Origin of the sequence: Streptomyces halobius, from assembly GCF_023277745.1 — a bacterium.
In the GTDB taxonomy this organism is placed as follows: Bacteria; Actinomycetota; Actinomycetes; order Streptomycetales; family Streptomycetaceae; genus Streptomyces; species Streptomyces halobius.
Map to the genome: position 1 here is coordinate 5,669,860 of NZ_CP086322.1, position 19,047 is coordinate 5,688,906.

Annotated in this window: 18 protein-coding genes and 1 tRNA gene; 8 read left to right on the plus strand and 11 right to left on the minus strand. The window is 67.6% G+C overall.

The window, feature by feature from the left end:
* On the plus strand, positions 1-960 hold the full coding sequence (locus tag K9S39_RS25780) for a hypothetical protein (protein WP_248865686.1): 960 nt from the start codon (positions 1-3) through the stop codon (positions 958-960).
* A 102-nt stretch (positions 961-1,062) separates the two neighbouring features.
* Here K9S39_RS25780 and K9S39_RS25785 read toward each other — a convergent pair whose 3' ends face one another.
* From K9S39_RS25785 to K9S39_RS25800, 4 genes are all read right to left on the minus strand, one after another.
* Positions 1,063-2,445, minus strand: a complete 1,383-nt coding sequence (locus K9S39_RS25785) for a hypothetical protein (RefSeq protein WP_248865687.1) — start codon at positions 2,443-2,445, stop codon at positions 1,063-1,065.
* A 337-nt stretch (positions 2,446-2,782) separates the two neighbouring features.
* Positions 2,783-4,423 (minus strand): Shedu anti-phage system protein SduA domain-containing protein, encoded by a 1,641-nt coding sequence (locus K9S39_RS25790; protein WP_248865688.1) that lies wholly within the window; start codon positions 4,421-4,423, stop codon positions 2,783-2,785.
* A gap of 383 nt (positions 4,424-4,806) precedes the next feature.
* Positions 4,807-5,376, minus strand: a complete 570-nt coding sequence (locus tag K9S39_RS25795; RefSeq protein WP_248865689.1) for a peptide deformylase — start codon at positions 5,374-5,376, stop codon at positions 4,807-4,809.
* Positions 5,373-6,356, minus strand: a complete 984-nt coding sequence (locus K9S39_RS25800) for a helix-turn-helix domain-containing protein (RefSeq protein WP_248865690.1) — start codon at positions 6,354-6,356, stop codon at positions 5,373-5,375. The genes K9S39_RS25795 and K9S39_RS25800 overlap by 4 nt, the downstream gene beginning before the upstream one ends.
* 145 nt (positions 6,357-6,501) lie before the next feature.
* On the opposite strand from K9S39_RS25800, the gene K9S39_RS25805 reads away from it, so the two are divergent.
* From K9S39_RS25805 to K9S39_RS25825, 5 genes are read left to right on the plus strand one after another with little or no spacing between them, the layout of a single operon-like run.
* Positions 6,502-7,659, plus strand: a complete 1,158-nt coding sequence (locus tag K9S39_RS25805) for a glycosyltransferase (RefSeq protein ID WP_248865691.1) — start codon at positions 6,502-6,504, stop codon at positions 7,657-7,659.
* Positions 7,656-8,360, plus strand: a complete 705-nt coding sequence (locus K9S39_RS25810; RefSeq protein ID WP_248865692.1) for a hypothetical protein — start codon at positions 7,656-7,658, stop codon at positions 8,358-8,360. The genes K9S39_RS25805 and K9S39_RS25810 overlap by 4 nt, the downstream gene beginning before the upstream one ends.
* The gene (locus K9S39_RS25815) at positions 8,357-9,598 is read left to right on the plus strand and encodes a glycosyltransferase (protein ID WP_248865693.1); all 1,242 of its coding nucleotides are present in this window, start codon (positions 8,357-8,359) and stop codon (positions 9,596-9,598) included. The genes K9S39_RS25810 and K9S39_RS25815 overlap by 4 nt, the downstream gene beginning before the upstream one ends.
* Complete coding sequence (locus K9S39_RS25820) at positions 9,592-10,458, plus strand: glycosyltransferase family 2 protein (protein WP_248865694.1); 867 nt, start codon at positions 9,592-9,594, stop codon at positions 10,456-10,458. Before K9S39_RS25815 ends, K9S39_RS25820 begins: the two co-directional genes overlap by 7 nt.
* Positions 10,459-10,506: 48 nt before the next feature.
* Positions 10,507-11,031 carry an AAA family ATPase gene (locus K9S39_RS25825; protein WP_248865695.1) on the plus strand — a complete coding sequence of 175 codons (525 nt, stop codon included), beginning with the start codon at positions 10,507-10,509 and terminating at the stop codon, positions 11,029-11,031.
* A 16-nt stretch (positions 11,032-11,047) separates the two neighbouring features.
* Here the strand turns inward: K9S39_RS25825 and K9S39_RS25830 are convergent, their stop codons facing one another.
* The 4 genes from K9S39_RS25830 to K9S39_RS25845 all read right to left on the minus strand — a co-directional run bounded on the left by K9S39_RS25830 (position 11,048) and on the right by K9S39_RS25845 (position 15,657).
* Positions 11,048-12,721: a relaxase/mobilization nuclease domain-containing protein gene (locus tag K9S39_RS25830; protein ID WP_248865696.1), complete on the minus strand. Its 1,674-nt coding sequence runs from the start codon at positions 12,719-12,721 to the stop codon at positions 11,048-11,050.
* Positions 12,711-13,436, minus strand: a complete 726-nt coding sequence (locus K9S39_RS25835; RefSeq protein WP_248865697.1) for a MobC family plasmid mobilization relaxosome protein — start codon at positions 13,434-13,436, stop codon at positions 12,711-12,713. The genes K9S39_RS25830 and K9S39_RS25835 overlap by 11 nt, the downstream gene beginning before the upstream one ends.
* A gap of 189 nt (positions 13,437-13,625) precedes the next feature.
* Positions 13,626-14,798, minus strand: coding sequence for a DUF3631 domain-containing protein (locus K9S39_RS25840; RefSeq protein WP_406708162.1), 1,173 nt, complete (start codon positions 14,796-14,798; stop codon positions 13,626-13,628).
* A 628-nt stretch (positions 14,799-15,426) separates the two neighbouring features.
* On the minus strand, positions 15,427-15,657 hold the full coding sequence (locus K9S39_RS25845) for a helix-turn-helix transcriptional regulator (RefSeq protein WP_248865699.1): 231 nt from the start codon (positions 15,655-15,657) through the stop codon (positions 15,427-15,429).
* Positions 15,658-16,079: 422 nt separating this feature from the next.
* On the opposite strand from K9S39_RS25845, the gene K9S39_RS25850 reads away from it, so the two are divergent.
* Together K9S39_RS25850 and K9S39_RS25855 are read left to right on the plus strand one after the other, a co-directional pair.
* Positions 16,080-16,382, plus strand: coding sequence for a helix-turn-helix domain-containing protein (locus tag K9S39_RS25850; protein ID WP_248865700.1), 303 nt, complete (start codon positions 16,080-16,082; stop codon positions 16,380-16,382).
* Positions 16,382-17,620, plus strand: a complete 1,239-nt coding sequence (locus K9S39_RS25855) for a tyrosine-type recombinase/integrase (RefSeq protein ID WP_248865701.1) — start codon at positions 16,382-16,384, stop codon at positions 17,618-17,620. Before K9S39_RS25850 ends, K9S39_RS25855 begins: the two co-directional genes overlap by 1 nt.
* A 75-nt stretch (positions 17,621-17,695) precedes the next feature.
* Here K9S39_RS25855 and K9S39_RS25860 read toward each other — a convergent pair whose 3' ends face one another.
* The 3 genes from K9S39_RS25860 to K9S39_RS25870 all read right to left on the minus strand — a co-directional run bounded on the left by K9S39_RS25860 (position 17,696) and on the right by K9S39_RS25870 (position 18,939).
* Positions 17,696-18,049 carry a hypothetical protein gene (locus tag K9S39_RS25860; RefSeq protein ID WP_248865702.1) on the minus strand — a complete coding sequence of 118 codons (354 nt, stop codon included), beginning with the start codon at positions 18,047-18,049 and terminating at the stop codon, positions 17,696-17,698.
* 114 nt (positions 18,050-18,163) lie between these two features.
* Positions 18,164-18,236: transfer RNA gene (locus K9S39_RS25865), tRNA-Arg, on the minus strand.
* Positions 18,237-18,690: 454 nt separating this feature from the next.
* On the minus strand, positions 18,691-18,939 hold the full coding sequence (locus K9S39_RS25870; protein WP_248865703.1) for a hypothetical protein: 249 nt from the start codon (positions 18,937-18,939) through the stop codon (positions 18,691-18,693).
* Positions 18,940-19,047: the final 108 nt, after the last annotated feature.

Here is a 19,047-nt window from a genome sequence, read left to right on the forward strand (position 1 = left end):
GTGAACGAGATCTTCGACGACAGCACGCTGACGGAGATCGCCCACCTGATCTGCGGGGACGAGACGCAGCTGCTCTACCGAAGGGGGCACGAGATAGCCGCGTTCTTCCAGCGGGCGGGCTGGGACGACGTTCCGGAGTACGACGGCACGCCGAGGCACAAGTGGGCCCGGGAACTCCTCAAAGAGCGGCAGGAGGACGGCGTGGATGACGCCGAGCGCGCAATCCTGCGCCTGGCGAACCGCCTTGAGTACTACAACCAGCAGCAGGAGTACCACGTCACACTGAAGCGGCTCAACGAGATACTCGTGCTCGACGGACGCCGGATCGGCGACGACGGAGGTCAGCCGGTCCTCGTCCGCTGTGAAGCCGGTTTCGAGGACGAAGCACGGCAGCTGCCGCGTGTCGAGCTGAAGGTCTCCGTGACGGAGGTGGTGAGCGACCCGGAACTCGCCGTCACCGTTCAACTCCGGCTGGACGAGGCACGCACCTGCTACGAGCACGGCGCCTACACGTCGGCGGTCATCATGCTGGGCAGCCTCCTGGAGGGGGTGCTCGCGCATGCCGCGCAGGTCCGCGCCGCAGGCGTACGCATGCCAAAGCCGTTGCGGAACATGGGGCTGAATGATTTCGTGGACTTCGCCTACGAGAACAAATGGATCGAGCACGATGCCAAACTGGCCTCGGAGCTTGTCCGGCACTACAGGAATCTCGTCCATCCCCTTGCGGAGAAACGGACCGGACACAGTCCGAACCGCGACACGCTCGACATGTGCTGGCCGGTGGTGAACGCTACGCTGAACGATCTCGCGGCTACGGCTACAGCGCCCCCTGTTCCGTCTTCTCCTCGTGCACCCGCAGATCGAGGTCGTGGCCGCAACCCCATTGCGTCCGCACAACGCCCCACGCCGGCCTCTGTCGCTCGCCGCCGTCCGGGCGGGGGAACATCAACGGGTACTTGAGCTGTGGGTACGCTTGATCCAGCGTGGGCGGAGAAAGCGCGGAGTCTCTGACGATGGCTCCTCCGCCCGTGCAGAACACAGAACAGTGAGCCTGCAGGCAGGTTAGGTTGAGGCGACCTCAACGCTCGTGCTCTTTCTCAACCGCAGTAGACGCATGGCCAGGACAGTTCCGTCCTCTCGGACCGAGACAGGTCCTCCCCAGTTTGGATCCCAGGTCTGTTCTGGCCAGGTGCCGCGCCTTGCGTAGATTTCGCTGCGGTACTCCTCGGCCTTCCCAGCGGATAGGAGCGCGAAGAGATCGGCTGCGACTCCGGAGAACGCCTCTACGCGCTTGTTGTTCAGCCGGAAGACGTGGTCCGTTCCGACGAAGGGGATGCCGAGCAACCTGTAAGCAGCGTCCTGGACACTTCCTGATGCAGCGTGTGCGATACCGGTGTCGTAGCGCCGACTCCCCTGGTCGGTGGTGAGGTAGCGAGCGGTTGTGGCGCCATCGCCTGCGAAGGCAGCTGATCCGGCGGTCACTGTCCGAGCCACGACGTGCTGGAACCACGCCGAGTCCTGGGACTGGACATGGAAACCGGGCTCGGACTGGGGAATGCCATCACCGTGGCTGGGAAGGTGGATGCCCGGCACGATGTTCCCATTTTCGGCGGGGCTGTCCAGACTCCGCAGAGGATGCTCGGGCGAGCCATATAGCCAGCCGCTCTCTCCACGTGCATGCAGGACATGGACTGTGACCGGTCCTTGCGAAGGCAACTCTGTACTGAAGACAAGGCACGGCGTTTCGTTCCACGCACCGATATGCATGGCCTCAACATGCGCTGAGCGCGCCGCGAGTTGGGTGTGTGAAGGCTTGGGGCCGCCATGGTTCCCTGTGGCCGCAATCGGGAAGACACGTGATGGCTCACCCGGCTTCCAGACTTCGGCGAAGAAGTCGGGCCGGTACCGGTAACCGGCCGACCCCTTGGACCACCCGGCGCGTATGACTACCTCAGCGCTAACGAAAGACACGAAACGATCTGGATAGCGGCGCCCGAGGGCGTGCCGTGCCAGGGCAAGGGCGAAGCCCTGTCCCAACTCCCGCGACTGCAGACGTTTGTAGTCCCGGGCTATCCCCTTGGCTTCGGCGGACAACTGTATGTAGTTGTTCGCCACGGCATCGAGCGCCTGGCTGTACTTGAGGCTTCCCCAATGCTCGGCGAGACCGCGCCCAGCGCCTTGTCGAGAGAGGGACAGAGCCTGGGCGAGGTCGTGCAGTACGTGCCACGGAGCCAGCTCTACCGACTGACCGAGTTCCGCCCTCGGCAGGGCTTCCAGGCCGGCCTTCCGCCGGAGCGGAGTACCTTTCTCTGCACGCTTCTTGTCGTCCCTTGCCACGGCCGTCTCAACGCTGCCTACCAGCGCCACATCCGACTGAATGGCGACGTTTGACAGCTGTGCGAGATCCTGTAACACGCCGCTCGTGGCCCTCGAGTTCGGCTTCAATCTGCACGCCCCCAAATGTTCATACGTCTTGTGCACGTCAACTCGTAAGCTATGTGCCGAGTACGGGGCGCACGCAAGTGTGCACGTCTGCATAACGAGGCACACGGGCCTGGAACATTGCTTCTTGTCGGTCCAAAGGCTGAGTTTGCGGGCGCTGCAGATGCCACTTGGGGATCCAATGGCGGGAGGTGATGGCTGACCTGCGGCTTTGCCGCGAAAATCCCTGCGGACCAGAGAAAACTGCGATCGGCAGTTCTCACTGGTCCGCAGGGTTTTTTCGGTGTGTTGTGCCTTGGGTGTGCCCCGCCAAGCCGAGACTTCGGATGCAGCGACGCGTCTAACGCTCCGGACCTGTCAGGTCGAGGGTCCTCTGCGCATTCTCGATCAGACGGTCATAGGTGGTAAGACTGACTCGGTTCCAGTGGGAGTTATAGGTGCGAATCGTCTCATCGACCTCCGACGAAGCGACGCCGGTGACAAATCTGCTGTGACCGATCACTACGGTCATCGAAGCGCGTCGGCAGTCGATGTCAAAGTCGACCAGGATCTGGGAACGCCGTTCGTCAAGCTCACGCAGATAGTTCATGGCCTGGCCCACGGCCTCGTTGACCTTAGGCCCGACGATGAGATGGTTGCGCTGGGCCTTGACCAGATCTTTGATGTGCGCCCTCTTCAGCTCCACGCCATGCAAGGTGCCGTCGGGACGCAACAACGACAGATCGAGCTGGTCACGCGGGGTGAGGTTACGCCGGGACGTTCCTGGGAGGAATTCTCCGCCGAAGATCCAGGTCATTTGCTGGATGATCTTCTGCAAGTCAGCCTCGCTAGTCGTGAGGTCATCAACCGCAGCCCGAAGCTCATCCAGGTCCGCCTGACGTCGCGCACGCTGCACCAGGCCAGCGAGTAACTGAGCCTCACTGAGTCCACCGAGTGATTCGGCGATTGCAGGATCCGCCTCCAGCGTGACCAGAAGTTCGCGGATCGCAGCAGCAGGACGATCACTAACGGGGTGAACTCTGATGCTGATTCGGGGAGCATCCTTGAAAAGGCCCGTGCTGTCCGTTGGCACAGGCGCACCGCTCAACTGACGGAGTCGGAGGATCGGCGTACGCACGTCCCACACGATCTTATGGTCACCGAAGCTCCCCCCTTCCCGCTTGCCAGTGACCACCCAGCGTTCTACAGGCCGATCTGGTTCGATGGCGAACTCACCGAGATAGAGGCACTCAGCACGTCGCGCCAGGAAGACCCTCACTGGTACGCCGCGTTGTCGATGGGCAAGTACAGACCGGTTCTCCAAGGAGACCGAGTCTCCCCATTGGCCTTGTCCAGGCGTCAGAAGCACCGACCCCTCCCAGCGCGGCGCGAGTTCGCCATCACTGTTGCAGTCGACGAACAGGAACGCATTCGGCGTCCTACTGCTGGCGCCGGCCCTGAGCCTTGGGTTCCCGCCATATACGTCATGCACCTCAGAACGCTTCACAACCGCTCCGGGTGGAATGTTCCATGCAGCAGGTAAGTCCCCTGGTGGCTGCACCTGATCGGCCAGCTGGAGCAGATTGCGCCACTGCCCATCCGTCAGATCGAGCGCGACCATCTTGTTTTTCCTGCCAGCCGAACGCGCCGTTTTCACCACCCAGTCAAGGCCCGCCGCCCGCAACACCTCAGCCGACACTGGAGTGGACAGCATGAGCCTTTCGAACTCAAAAGCAACCTTTAGCTCCGTAGGGACCGGGGCATCACCGTCCTCTTGCAATTCCAGCCTCAAACGGAGAAACGGACTGGCATGCACCGCAGTCGTGTTGATGACCGCTCCCATGGCGACAACGCCGCCACCCCGCCCGCCGCGCCATAGAAGGACAGCGTCGCCCACCTCGGCATCAAAATCAGTGATTGCAGAGAGGGACGAGTCCCACTCCTCCAGCTTTCGCTCGTACGTCCATGACCTGCTCTCGGCCAACATCAGCCAGTACTTCACGCCCTCATCCCCTTACGCGCTCCTCGCGCCATCACCGTGTCGAAGGCAGAGCCTGGTTCACACCGCTTGGCCAGGGTGATTCTCGTCAGTTCCGGCCTAGTCGGACTGAGGATGGGGAGGTGGTTGGACATCACGGCGGGAGCCGGTGGTTGCCCGACCGCTTGAACGGGATCACGCTCTTCCTTGTTGACGACCATGGCCCTGAGGCTACGACCGCCCTCTGACAGAGAGGCTCTCAACGAGGGGCGCGAGTAGGCGCATTCGGGTCAGGTCAGACATATCTACTACACCACCGTGCTTCCTGGAGAGCAGCGGAGGTCCCCGATTCGGCTCAGCGATCGCCATGACCGGCCAGACCTGCCCTCAGCTGTCGAGGTGGCTGGTCATGTGCGGTCGTATACCCACGCCCGGCCGGTCTGCCGGTACTCCTCCACCGGGATCGGCTCGATTCCGGGCAGCATCCGGGCGGTGTACAGCAGTCCGTCGAGGTGATCGATCTCGTGGTGGATGAGGCGGGCGAGGCCGCGTTCGTACACGGTGGTCGCGGTCTCGCCGGCCAGAGCCGTGGTCTCCACCGTGATCTTCAGGGGCCGCCGGACGAAGCCACGTACATCGAAGAAGCTCAGGCAGCCCTCGTACTGTTCGTCTCTCTCGTCGGAGCTGGTGGTGATCCGTGGATTGAGCAGGATGATGGCGGGTGCGTCGCCGGGCGGCTGGACGACGGCGGCGGCCCGTCCGATGCCGATCTGAGGGGCGGCGAGGCCCATGCCCTTGGCGAAGGGGTGGACCTGGCCGATCCGCTCCATGGCGGCGAACAGTTCGTCCACGATGCGTTCGGCCTCGTCGCGCTCGGTGGGCATGTCGAAAGCGCGGGCCGGTTCGGCGAGGATGCCGGCGCCACGCTGGACGACGCCGAGGTCTCGCATGCGCTGGCTGGGACGCACGTCAATCACCTGAACTCCTCTTGATCCATGTCACGTTCGGTCCGTGCTCGAAACCGCCATTCCAGACGGTACCGAGCATGCAGGGCGGGTGCGGTCGTGATCCAAGTGAATTGCCGTAGGTCGCCGTCGTCGCTGCGGACGGGAGGGGTGCGGAGAGGGGAGGCTTCGGCGGTCATTGATGTCTCGGTGCCCCAGACCACCGGGTCGAGGGTGGCGGGAAAGACCAGCTGGACTTCCAACTGCTCGGTGGGCAGACGGACGGCCCGTTGGAACCAGTTGCCCCACTTGTTGTCGCCGACGGTGTAGGCGTACTCAATCCACACGGACTCGCCTGGGTAGAGCGGGAAGCGACCGTGCTCGTTGTCGAACAGCAGCCAGACTTCCTTGAAGGCATCGCGGTCGTGCTTGGCCTGCCAACGCATAGTCTCGCCCCGGCAGGTGGGCGTGAGGTCGAGTTCATCCCACGTCAGCGGGTGTGCCCGGTAGTGCGCATTGGACCGCTCGGGGTCGCCGGGGTAGCGGTCGACGGAGATGCGGATCAGGTAGCGGGTCACCGGATCGTCTCCGGTGTTCCGCAGCAGCCGTCGCATGGTGAGCCGGTAGGAGCGGCCGTCATAGTGGAGTTGCGCAGCGTCGTGTTCAACGACGAGGGCGGAGCCGGTGGCGTACGGCTGCTCGGGCCGGCGCGGGGCCAGCGGGGCTGAGGGAGGGCGCCGGGCCTTGGCCTCTCTGGCTTTGGCCTGCTCGTAGTCGCGCCAGCGTCGCCAGATTGCCTTCCCGGCGTTCAGGGCTTCGTCGGCGAGCCGGGCAAATTCCTCGCTGGGCTTATGACGGCCGGATTCCAAGTGGCTGACGTACGACGGGTCGAACCCCATGGCCCGCGCTAATGCCCGTTTCGACATGCCGCGTACTTCCCGCCAGCGTGCCAGCTCGGCGGCGAAGTTCTCGGCTGCCTGCTCGACGGTGATCTCCTCGTCCTGCGTGTCCATCGAAGCCCCGCCCCGCGTCCTCGTTGGTGAGCATGAATGAACCGTGAGTGATGCCAGTTCATCATCCCGTCACGGCCAGCGTCGCCGTTTTCCTTCCCTCAGCGGCCCGGATCGACCCCCGGGCAGATAAGGGAGGCGACGCATCATGCGCGTGCTGTACCTGCTCAACATCTCCAACCCTGACCGGCTGTCTGCGGATTCGGGCTGGATCTTCGCGGACCTGCTCGCCCCGGCCCTGGCGGACGCCGGGGCCGAGGTGACCGTCGCGGCCCCGGCTGCGGCCGGGGATACCCGCTGCGGCTTCCACCAGACGAAGGTGCCCGGGACGAAGTACCGGGCTCGGTTCTCCGCGGACATCGACGAACTGGTGGCGCTCATCCGCACCGAGAAGCCGGACGCCGTGGTGGCCAACCAGATAGAGGAGGCCCCAGCGATCCGCACGGCCCTGCTGGAGGCCGGGTCGGATGCCGTGCTGGCCGGCTACTGCCACTACCTGCCGTTCTCCTTTACCGGCGGCGGTCAGCTCCTGCTCGATCCGTCGTTGAACGACGCAGGGCTGGGCCGACCGGTGCTGCTGGCGTTCGCCGCCGGGCTGGCGGCCTGCGACCGGGTGATGGTCCATTCCTCCACGGCCGCCTCGTGGACCTCGGCCGCCGCAGCCCGCATGACCGTTGATCTCGGCGACCGGCTGCGGGTGGTGCCCGCTCCGCGTGACGAGCGTCTGGTCCGCGACCCATCGAGCCTGCGTAACCGGCCCGAGGCCGGGGCAATCGGCATCTACAACCACCGGCTGTACGCGCACTACGGGACCGAGCAGTTCGTGAACCTGGCCCGGGAACTCAGCGCCTCGGGCACGGTCCGGCTTCGGGTCATGGACCTGTTCGGCAACCGTCGGGCCGCCCGTACGGGCCTGGATGACAGCCCCGAGCGGATGCGCGACCAACTCGCCGCCCTGCCGCACGTCCAGGTCGTCTCCGACCGGGGTGACCGCGTCCGCTACAAGAACCTGCTGGCCGAAGCCCGCTTCGGCATCGCCCCCTTCCGCCCCGGCTGCCCCTGGTCCATGAGCGTGATCGACTGCCAGGGCATGGGCCTGCCGGTCATCGCCCCGCGCCTGGGCTGGCTCGCCGAACACATCGACCCCGAGCTCTGCTTTACCACCCCGGCCGAGGTCGTCGCCCTGGCCAAGCGCCTGGCCACGGATGACGAGTTCCACGCCGTACACGCCAAGCGGGCCCACGCCTCCACCGCCGACTTCGCCCCCGCCCTGGTCGCCGCCCGCTACCTGGAGGCCCTCTCGTGACCGACTTCGACGCGGTGTTCCTCTCCTACGACGAGCCGATGGCCAACGCCCTCCACGCACGCCTGCAGCGCACACTCGGCGGCTCGGTCAAGCGTCTGCACGGTGTGCAGGGGATGCGTCGGGCCTACCGGCTGTGCGCCGAGGTCGTGGATCGCGAGGAGTTCTTCCTCGCCGATGGGGACTTCGCCATTGATGCCGACTTTGATCCGGCAGCCGTCGTCCCCTTGGACGACATGACCTCAATGCGGGTGTGGCGAGCGGTCAATCCGGTCAACGGCCTCAGCTACGGATACGGCGGGTTGAAGCTGGTCCGCCGTACTGCATTGCGTGCGATGGGCCAGGCCGTCGACGTGCTCGCCGCCATGCCCGGACGCATCGAGTTCGCCGAGCAGAGCGCGGGGGTCACACGCTTCAACCAGAGCCCCTTCCATGCCTGGAAGGCCGGTTTCCGTGAGTGCGCGATGCTTGCCCGCGGCAGCGAGTACGGGATGACCGACGGCGACGCCCGCCAGCGGGTGGAAGCATGGACGACGAGCCGAGACGGGGAGTTCGCCACGTACGCCGCAGCTGGTGCCCGCGACGGCGTCGCTTTCGCCCGCGAGGCTGCCCACGACCTGCAGCGGTTCGACGGACTCAACGATCCATCCTGGCTGCGGCAGCGGTTCGCCGTCGCCCATGGTGAGCAGGCGGTCTCCGGATGACCGACCGTCCCCTGGTGCTCATCGAGCCGTACGCGGACCGCCCGGGCGGCCACCACCAGCGCACGCTGGTGGCCCTCGCCCAGGCCCGGCCCGGCAGCCTCGTCATCGCCCCACACGGAATCACCCGCGAGGCGGTCACGGCTTTGCGCGAGGCCGACGCCCGGCTGGTGACGGCCCCGGCCGGGCTCCGGGCGGCCTGGCTGCTGGCTGCTTCCCGCCTCGTGGCCCGGCTCTCCACAGCCGGGCAGCGGGCCTTCCGCTCGCGCCTCTGGCTCCGCTTGCTGCGGCGGCTGCCGCACCAGATCACTCTGGTTGCCAGGTGTCTGACCGAGGCGTCCGCGCTGCGGACCGCCCGCCGTCTGGAGCCCGGCGCCGACGCGGTGATAATTCTGACCGCGAGCGAGGCCCTACACGGGGCGGCCGCCCTCCTGGGCGGTCAGCCGCATCTGCGGTTCGTGCACGAAGCGGTCACCAGCGAGGACGCTGTCGTTCGGCTGCTTGGTCGCCTTGCCCGCCGAGGTGAGGACCGGGTGATCGCGGTGTACCCGACACAGGCTGTCGGCGATCAGTTCGCCGCGGCCTTCCCCAGGCTGCCCGGGGTGGTGCGGGCCTTCGCGGTCGACGACAGCTGCCGCCTCACCGACGCCGAACGCGAAGGCGGCCGCATCGCCTTCGACATCATCCCCACCGTCGAAGCCGTGGTGTGCCTGGTGGGCGGCTGGTGGTCGTACAAGGACATCGCCACCGTCGACGCCGCCCTCGGCCGCCTGAAAGAACCGCTGCACCTCGTTGTCGCAGGTGCCCCACTCGACGAGGCCGTACTGGAGCGTTGGCGGGCCTTGCCCAACCTCCGGCTGCACACCGTGCCCGGCCCCATCACGGAAAGCATGCTGCGTCTGGTGTACGCCGCCGCCGACGCTGCCCTGGTCGCCCGGCATCCCGGAGTCGGCAAGGAATCCGGGCTCGTGATGGATGCCGCCCGCCTCGGCGTCCCTCTGATCGTCTCCGACCACGACCCGGCCCTCACCGCCTGCCTTCGCGGCCAGCCCTGGGCTCTGGCCTTCCCCGCCGGCGACCCGGACGGCCTCGCCGACGCCCTGCACACCGTGATCCGTCAGCCGCCCGAGCGCCCCGGTGCCGAAGTGCCCCGGCTGCTGGGGATGTGGACGGCTGCCGAACAGGCCGACTTCCTCACCCGCACCTTCGCCTCCCTGTGTACGAAGGAGTCCCGATGCTGAGCACACCTCCCGCCCTGATCTCCGTCATCGGACCTGTCGAGGTGCCTCTGCTGGCCGCCTGGGTCCGCCACTACCGGTGGCTGGGCATCGAGCGGTTCCTGATCGCCTTCCACTTCCCGGAGCACGTGCCCGACCGGCATGGGCACGAGCTCCAAGCCGCCTGCCGCGAGCTGGGCGTCATCCCGACCGGCAGCAGCACTGGGCCGTGGCACGAGCACACGAACACCGAGCTTCGCGACACTCTCCGCCAGGCGGCCGGTCCGGGCTGGCACCTGCTCGCCGACGCCGACGAGTTTCAGCAGTACCCCGCTCCTCTCCCGGAGGTCATCGCCCAGGCTGAGAAGTCCGGGCGACGCGTGATCGGCGGCCTGATGCTCGACCGCGTCGCCGCCAGCGGACACCTGACCGGCTGGAGGCCCGAAGGCGGTCTCGATCTCGCCTATCCCCTCGGCGGCCACCTCACTCACCGGCTGCTGCGCGGCGACCCCAGAAAGATCGTCCTCGCCCGGCACGACGTCACCGTCTCCTCCGGAAACCACCGTGCGCCGGGCCACCGCCCAGACGCCGACCGCATCTGCGCGGTGCACCACTTCAAGTGGCGCTCAGGCGTCCTGGACGATCTCCGTCGCCGGGTCCAGCACTTCTCATCCGGCACCTGGAAAGAACAGAGCCCGGCCGTGCGCGACGAGGCCAGCCGACTGCTGGCCCACGTCGGGCAACGTGGCGGCGTGATCAACATCAGCGACCCGCGGCTCGCCTTCCGCCGGGTGAACCTGGACCGGATGCCCTTCGGTTGGCCCGCCGAGGCCCGCAGCATCTTCACCAGCTGGCGGCCTCACGTGCCCACCGGCCAGGATTAGAGACAACGCCCGCGTTCGCGCGCTCGTCGCGGAAAGGATGATCGCCCCGTGCCCCTCGCCGTTCTCCTGGCCGGCATCACCGGCTCCGGGAAGACCACCGTCGCCCAGGCCCTGGTCGACCACGGCTACATCCGGTTGTCCGTGGACGAGGAGGTGCACCGCCTCCACGGCCGGTACGGCGTGGACTACCCCGAGCACACCTACTTCGAGCGCGAACGCCCCGTCGTGGAGGCGATCCGGGAGCGCTTCGCCAAAGAGCTGGCGGCCGGGCGCGACGTCGTCTTGGACCATGGTCTGTGGCGCCGCGGCGAGCGCGCCACCTGGGAGCAGGCCGCCCGCGAAGCGGGCGGCCACCCCATCGTGATCTACCTCCCCGCCGATCGTGAGGAACTGTTGCGACGCCTCGCCGAACGCAACCAACGCGAGGATGCCAACGCTCTCACCGTCACGCCCGAAGCTCTCGACGACTTCTTCGCCCGCTTCGACCCTCCGGCCGACGGCGAAGAAGTGATCGTTTACACCGGAGATCTGGGCAAGCTCGTGGCCACGCTGTCCGCGGCCAGGCAGAACTGAAGCAGGCCCGTGACCGCTATCGGCGTCGACCGCGCTCCGCAAGCCGTTCGCTCACCGTCGTAGGCGCGGGCTGTGGTGCCTGCACGCTGGGCGTGGTGCTGCGGGTGCTTCGCGTGCGTGCTGCCTGTGCGCGCCTGTTCGGCTGGGCGGTGATGCGCCAGTTCAGGACCTCGGCGGGACGCTCGGCGGTGTCGAGTTCCCGGCGACCGGCCACTTCGGTCAGGAGCTGGCGGGGGTTGTGGCCGGCGGTTTCGGTGCGGGCGAGGGTGGTGGTCAGGGCAGGCCAGGCAGGGTCGGCGAGGATGCGGTCTGCGTGGTCGGGGATGGCTTGTCGCACGGTGGCCTTGAATCGTTCGGCGGTCTGGGGGCGTGGGGCGCGGCGGGTGAGATCCTCCAGGACAGGCTGGGCGGCCTGCTGGTAGCTGGCCTGCAGGTGGAGAAAGGCTTGCTCGGCTGCTGCTGCCTGCTGCTCGTGGCCGCGCTGGGCGTGCCATGTGGCGGCGGCGCGGACCAAGTGGACGGCGGCGAAGACGAGGGCGATGGCGAGTCCGCCGGGAATGTTGGGGGAGTAGGCCAGATCCTTGGCGGCTTGGCGCAGCTCGGTGGCGGCCTGGTGGTCGGCCCGGATGACCGAGCGACGGGCGCGGTTGAACGCCTTTGCTGCCGCTTGCAGTTCGGCCTGGTGCGGCTCGGGTGTGGCGCGGGCCAAGTTGTGGAGGGTGTCGCCGAAGGCGTCCAAGTGGCCCTGGGCCACAGCTTCGTCGTCCGAGTCGAGAAGCGTGCGGGCCGTGCGTACGGCGGATTCGGTGCGGCGCCACGCGTCGGCCGGGTCGGCCGCCGGTTGCGGGCGGTCGGCCACGTCCTGGGTGGGGAGGCGTTCGGTCAGGCGGTTGTAGGACAGGTCGGGGGCGAGTTTGGAGCCGCCGTACCAGATGGCGTCGCCGGGGGCGGCCAAGCTGTAGCCGTCCACTTCGCCGGTCTTGGCGCTGACGCGCGGCTTGACCTGGATGCCGAGCGAGGTCAGGACGGTGAAGTAGTCGTCGATGCTGCGTACGGCGGCGGCAACCGCGTACGCCTGCTCGCGCAGCCACTCCCGCGCGGTCACCTCCTGGCCCTGGCGCTCGGCCTTGGCTCGCTCCGCGCCAGTGGGCGTCCTGGGAGCGGTCAGGTCGCCGGACTTGAGGCGGCGCAGCCCAAACTCGGCCTCGATCTTGCGGCACTCCTTCTGCGCCCGCCAGCCATCGCGGTTCGTACGGGGACGACGGCCGTCGGCGCGGACGGTGGTGGCCAGGATGTGGATGTGGTCATCGGCGTGTCGCACGGCGATCCACCGGCAGGCTTGCTCGTCGCCTTCGGGTGCGATGCCGGTGGCGGCGACGACGCGGCGGGCGACCTCAGCCCACTCGGCGTCGGTCAGGTAGCGGTCACCGGGCGCGGTGCGTACCGGGCAGTGCCACACGTGTTGCGGTGGCTTCTTGCCGAGTTCGCGGGTGCGCAGGTCGACGTGGTGGTCGAGGCGCTTGGCGAGCTGGGTGTAGGTGGCGGTGGGGTCGCGGCCGGGGTCGGGGGCGCCGGCCATATCCCAGGCCGCGACGATGTGGGGGTCGGTGTGCTCGTCGCGGCGTCCCTTGCCGAAGAGGTAGTTGATCAGGCCGCGGGTGTCGGAGCCGGTGGAGACGTCAGGCACCATGAGCGGCCCCTTCCTCTACGAGTTCGTCCATCAGCTGGTAGCTGCGCTGGACGGCCTGGGCGACGCGGTCGAGGACGGTCTCGGCCTGATTGGGGATGGTGCCGCTGTTGATGGCCATGGTGATCTGGTTGAGGTTGGTGCCGATCCGGTTCAGCGCGACGACGTGCGCCTCGACGGCCTCCACCAGTGGGCGGACGGGATCGTCCTCCGGGCTGCCGGTCAGGACCGTGTGGCCGAGGGCGGCGGCGAGGGCGGCGTCGCCGACGAACCCGGCGAACTTCTGACGGCGCCGCTTGGCCTCCTCGGAGATGATGCGGACTGCGGTCGGGGTGAAGCGGATGGTCTTGTCTTGGTCGCGCTTCTCGGTGGTGCGCTTGCGGTTCATGAGCGCGGGCAGCGTGGGGGCGTCCGGCTCACGCCACGAGGGCTTCTCGACGGGCGTTCGGTCATCGGCGGGCGGGGTGACGGAGTCGGTGGCGGGCTGCTCGGCGCTCTCGGCGCAGGGCGCGGTGCTGGGCTCGTCCTTCCCCTCCCCAGGCTCGGGTGCCCGCTGGCGCCCGGCCCTCTCTGCCTCCGCCGCCCCTGGGGCGGGGGCAAGCGCGGACGAAGCCTCGTTAGAGGCTCGTTCGCTCCAGCTTGCTGCTGTTCGGAAGGCCCGGCTGAGCAGTCCCCTCCGCTGGCGGGGTGTCTTGGTGTTGGTGTCGTCAGTGTGCATGGTGGTGCTCCAGTGGCAAGGGGAGTGGGGCGGTGTCACGTCCGTTGCATCCGTCCCATGCCTGGTCAGCACAGGTACGGACACAAGCCCAGGTACGGAGAAGAGCGTCCCGGCGAGAGAGTCCGTCCCCGCGCTGACCTGCGCGGGGACGGTTGCGACGCATTGCTACGGACTACGCCCCTCGTGGGATCAGAGAGTTCGCTTCGGCCCCGCGGGACCGCCGGGCGGGCCGACGGGCAGCGAACCCGCCGGGGCGGCAGGCGGCTTGCCCTGCGCCGGACGGGCAGGCGCGCCGCCGTGTGTGGGCTCGGGTGTCGCCTCGGTGAGGTCGGGGCAGTGGCGGGCCCAGGCGTCCAGGAACCGGTTGCGCATGTACGCCTTGGCCTGCCTGCCGCCCGCGAAGCGGTAGTTGGCCGGGCCGATGCCGAAGTCCCGCAACAGGAAGCCAAGGTGGTGGGCGTTCAATCCCTTGTTGCCGTGCTCCGCCCACGGGGCATCAGCGTCCTGGATCAGCGCGGCGACCAGGTCCTGGCTGGACAGGGCCTCGGGATTGTGCGCCCGCTCGAAGATGCGGTGGATGTCGCGCAGCAGCCGTACCTTCACGTTGGTCTGCTCGTCCTGGACCGCCTCGAAGCGGGTCATGGCCACGCACGCGGCACGGGCCCGGGCGGGCCAGTGACCGCCGGCCAGGTCGGCGTTGATGACCAGCGGCTCCCAGGTATCCGCCGCCCGGTCCTCCACCGGCATCTGCGGCACCATACGGGCCGCCGTGTTCCGCAGCGGCCCCAGCCAGGCGGCCAGCCGGTCACGCAGCGCGTTGAGTTCAGGTGCCGCGTACCGCGAGCGGAACGGGGCGACCTTCTCGCCGGGCTTGCGTTTTTGCATCCGCAGCACGACCGCCCGGTCCGTGATGGTGTCGGGCAGGTCACCGATCCCCGCGATCGCGGCCATCGCGAAGGTGGGGAACGGGGTGGGCTTGTGTTCCGGACCGGAGATCCGCCAGGCGGGCCGGTTGCGCTGGTGGCCCGCGTTCAGCAGGCCGCGCAGGATCTCGCTGTCGCCACTTGCCTTGGGGCCGAAGATGGTGTCCGCCTCGTCCACCAGCAAGGTGGGCGGGATCTTGCCGATGGTGCGGAAGATGACCGCCGGAGAGGTGTTCACCGTCATCATCGGGTCGTGGACGGTCTCGTAGAGCACGTCCAGCACGCGGGATTTGCCGCACCCCTTGGTCGCACTGATCACCGCCAGGCGTGGCGCGTGCTGCAGAGCGGTCTGGATGTGTGTGGCCGCCACCCACAGCGTGACCGCGGTGAGCGCCTCCTCGCTGGGCAGCACCACGTACTTGCCGATCGCGGCTCGCAACTCATCCAGCAGCACTGCCCCGTCACCGGCCGCCACGGCTTCGGCACCCTCACGGTCCCCAGTGCCCGATCCGTCATCGGGGACCGTAACGCCGGGATGCACGGGACCGTCGGTCCCCAACGGCGTGTGGGCGGCACGGTTCCCATTACGGTCCCCTGGTGCAACGTGCGCATCCTGGGGACCGGTCCCCATTTCCACGCCGCTGACCTGCGCGTTTCCAGCAGGCGGGGAGATCGGGACCGTAGCTTGCGGGGACCTGGAATCGGGCACTTCGCGGGGACGGTCCCCAGCCGCCGCATCAGCGGCACGCCGGTCCCCGCGTGCGGCCTCGTTGGCCGAAGTCTCAGCAGCCTTCGCTACAGGCGACGGTGAGTCCGCCTGGTTCTCGCGGCGCCAGGGGATGCCCTGGCCGGGGACGGCGGCGGTGGGCCAGATAGTGGGGGATGTGTTCGTAGTGGTGGTGGACGTAGAGTCCTCCATAGACGTTCCTCTCCGGTGAGGGGCAGGACGGGCAAGGTCCCGCCCCTCACCAGCTCGTTCGTTCAGGGATGGGCGATCAGTTGGGGAATCTGAGGCCCTTGGCGGTGGCTCGCCGGGGGCCTCTCTGCTGCCCGCGTCAGATGCCGGATCAAGCCGTGAGGTCGTACGAGGTCTGGGCGTTCAGCCACGCATCCACCTCCTGCCAGCGGTAGCGCAGGTGCCGGCCGACCTTCAGGACGTTCGGCCCGGTGCGGCGGTAGTGCCACTGGTAGAGGGTCTTCACCGGTACGCCGAGGTAGATGGCGACATCCTCCGGCGTGGCCAGTGGCGCACGGCCCGCACCTCCGGCATCAGCTGCGGGGCGGGGGTTTCGGGGCATGGGACTCCTTCACGGGAATGGCGGGATGGACAAGACAGCCACAGGTTGTCTGCGGCGTCCAGCGGCATTGTGCGGAAATTCCACGGCCGCACCAAACGGCACTTCGCCGAGTGGGACCAAAACCATAGGGCCGAATCCCCGGTTGCCGAAATCACGCAGAAAAGCGAGGGGTCTCCGTCCGGTTTCTTCCGGATCATCTCCGCCGTACGGGGTATTCCATCCTGAGCCGAAGTGCCAGGTCGAAATCATCACGAGCCCCCAGGTCAGAGGCCATCGGACGCACCCTCGCTTTCGAGGCGCGGGACCATACCATGGAAATCCGGCTTCGCCGAGCCGCCCGAATGACCGGCGTCAGCAAGTTTTCCAGGATGCTTGAGTAACCCCTTGCCGTGGCCGGTCTTTTTGAGTTACAGCTATCCGTCATGGCTACCCGACCCATAGAAATAGGCCCCGCCGGAATTCGGACCGCGCGCAATATCGAGCGCCTGCGTCTGCTGCACGGACTCACCCAGCACCGCCTCGCTGAGCGCTGCGCCGCCCTCGGCCGCCCGATGACCAACACCACCCTCAGCCGCACCGAACGTGCCCGCCGCCGCTGCGACGTCGATGACCTCGTTGCCATCGCGGCCGCCCTCGGTGTCTCACCTGTCGCCCTGCTCCAGCCACTACCTGCCCAAGAGGACTCTGCGGCGAGCAAGCCCAACTCCGTTCGGAAGGAGGGCTGATGGCGCGCGTCTGGATCGAGGACCGCGTCGGGCACGCGGCGTACAAGCGGGCCGTGGCGCAGGCCAAGCAGGTAGGCCGCACTCCTCCCGGCCGCTACCGCGTGCGCTGGTACGGCCCCGACGGCAAGCCGAAGATGAAGACCCTGGCCCGCAAGGTCGACGCCGAGGCTGAGCGGACGAGGGTGGAGTCCCGCCTCTCCGATGGCACATATCGCGACCCGGCAGCCGCGCGCGTGAAGTTCGCCGAGGTCGCGGAGTCCTGGCTCACTGCGCAGGTTCACCTCAAGCGTTCAACCCGCAACCGCTATCGAGGCGTTCTCGACGTCCACGTGATTCCTCGCTGGGGCACCACGTCACTGGATCGCATCCACTTCGAGGACGTGGCCGAATGGCTGGCGGAGATGCTGTCGGGCCAGGCAGCAGGGGGCAGGAAGCTCAGCCCGCGCTCGGTGCGCAAGGCGTACGTCGTCCTCAGCCGTGTACTCGGCTTCGCGATCAAGTCCCGTCGCCTGGCAGCCAACCCGGCTGTCGGTGTGCCGCTGCCCAAGGCAGTGCCGGCGGATCACGTCTACCTCGACGACATGCAGGCCGAGGCGCTGGCCAACGCCGCCGGGGCGTACCGGGTGTTCATCCTGCTGCTTGCCTACACCGGGCTGCGCTGGGGCGAGGCATCCGCACTGAAGGTGGGCCGCGTCGACCTCGACGCCTGCCGTGCGCACATCGTCGAGGCGTACGTCGAGGACAACGGCAAGCTCTACCTCGACAGCCCCAAGAACCACGAGCGCCGGTCCGTGCCGATCCCACGGTTCCTCGCTGAGGAGCTGAAGGCCCACGTCGAGAGGCGGGATGACGGTGAGCTACTGTTCACCGCTCCTCAGGGCGGGCCACTGCGGGCGCGCAACTTCCGCCAGCGGTTCTTCGTCCCGGCGGTCGCGAAGGCGGGCCTCGACCACCTCAAGCTCACCCCGCACAAGCTGCGGCACACGGCCGCCTCGCTCGCCATCGCCAGCGGCGCGGACGTCAACGTCGTGCAGACCATGCTCGGCCACAAGTCCGCGACCCTGACGCTGGACACCTACGGTCATCTCTTCCCGGACCGGCTCGACGAGGTCTCGAAGAAGATGCACAAGCGCCGCGCCAAGCAACTGGCTAAGGCGAAGGCCAAGCTGGAGAAGGCGGAGAAGAAGGCGCGTGAGGCCGCAGACACGGTGGCTGCCCTGGAGGGCGTTGCAGTGTGATGTGTGCCTGGTCCGTGCTGAGGTTCGTCAGGTGCTGCCCGCCAGACCGGCGGGGCGCACCTCGCGTCGGGGGGCTCAGTCGTTCCCCGGTGCCCGGTTCATGTGCGGCCGCATGAAGGCATCCACTGCCTCGGCGGCATCACGCATCGCCAGCCGGCTGATCTCTTCGGGGACCTCGCGGTCGTCGTAGACGAAGAGACGCCCGTCCACGAGCTGGGTCTTCGGTTGCCAGCCGAGGCGGCGACCCGCCTCGCGGGCGGCACGCCGTACGTCCTTGAGGTCGCCCATGTCTTCGAGGTCACTGCTGCCCAGGATCAGCTGTCCGTGGTAGCCCTGGTAGCCGGGCTTGAGCGAAGCCTTCATCAGGTTCTCCAGGCGGTCGACCAGGTTGTTGTGGCGGCGCTTGGCCAGTTCGTCCTTCGCGGGCATCGCGGTACAGCTCCCCACCCTCGGCGCACACCTCATGTGTGCTGAATCCGTGCCGGAAGCCAAAGGCCCTGTCGCCCTAGTGGGCGACAGGGCCTTTGACCTGCTGCTTTAGCGTGCCCCCGGCAGGATTCGAACCTGCGACACCCGCTTTAGGAGAGCGGTGCTCTATCCCCTGAGCTACGGAGGCGGGGATCTGTCGGAAATGGTGTCTGAAATCTTCTGGGCAACGCCAGGAGGCATCAGAGCTGATTCCCGTGGATCCAGGGTGCGCGACCGGGGCCTCGCACCCGGCACAGTGTAGCGGGTGGCCTTCCCTGGAGGGGGATGATCCCTGCAGGGGAGGCTTTCACGGCTCAGAGAGGCGCTGTCGTCGCTCTGACTGGTCAGGAGGCGGGGGGCTGGGGGTTCGCGAGGTTGAGTCGGTGATCCAGGCGAAGCCGAGGTAGATCGGCAGCGTTGCCTCCGCGCCGTACGGCGGGACGCGCCCCAGGTGGTGTCTCTTCGATCAGGTAGCTCGTTGTTCTGGTCATGATGAGTCGGGGGAACTGACTGACGATGAGTGGGCTGTGCTGGAGCCGTTGTTGCCGGTGAGCAACACCGGTGCGGTCGGTGGCGAGATCACCGGCAGGTGATCAACGGGATCATTCACCGGTCAGCACCGGGGTGCAGTGGCGTGAGCTGGCCGACCGCTTTGCCCGTGGCAGACAGTCCACAAGCGGCACATGCTGTGGTCGGCCGACGGCACCTGGGATTTGCTCCTCCGGCATGTCCAGGCTGTCGCCGATGCCGATGCCGATGCCGATGCCGATGCCGATGCCGATGCCGAGGGCGAGGGCGACATCGACTGGGACAGCAACGTCGACTCCACCGGCGCCCGGGCTCACCAGCACGCCGCAGGTGTCCCAGGGACCCGCCGCCCGCGTCGCCGGGCTCCTCAAAAGAGGCCCCGCGAAGATCGGTTCAGCAGCCGTCGGCGGCGGTGAGCCTGTGCGACCTGC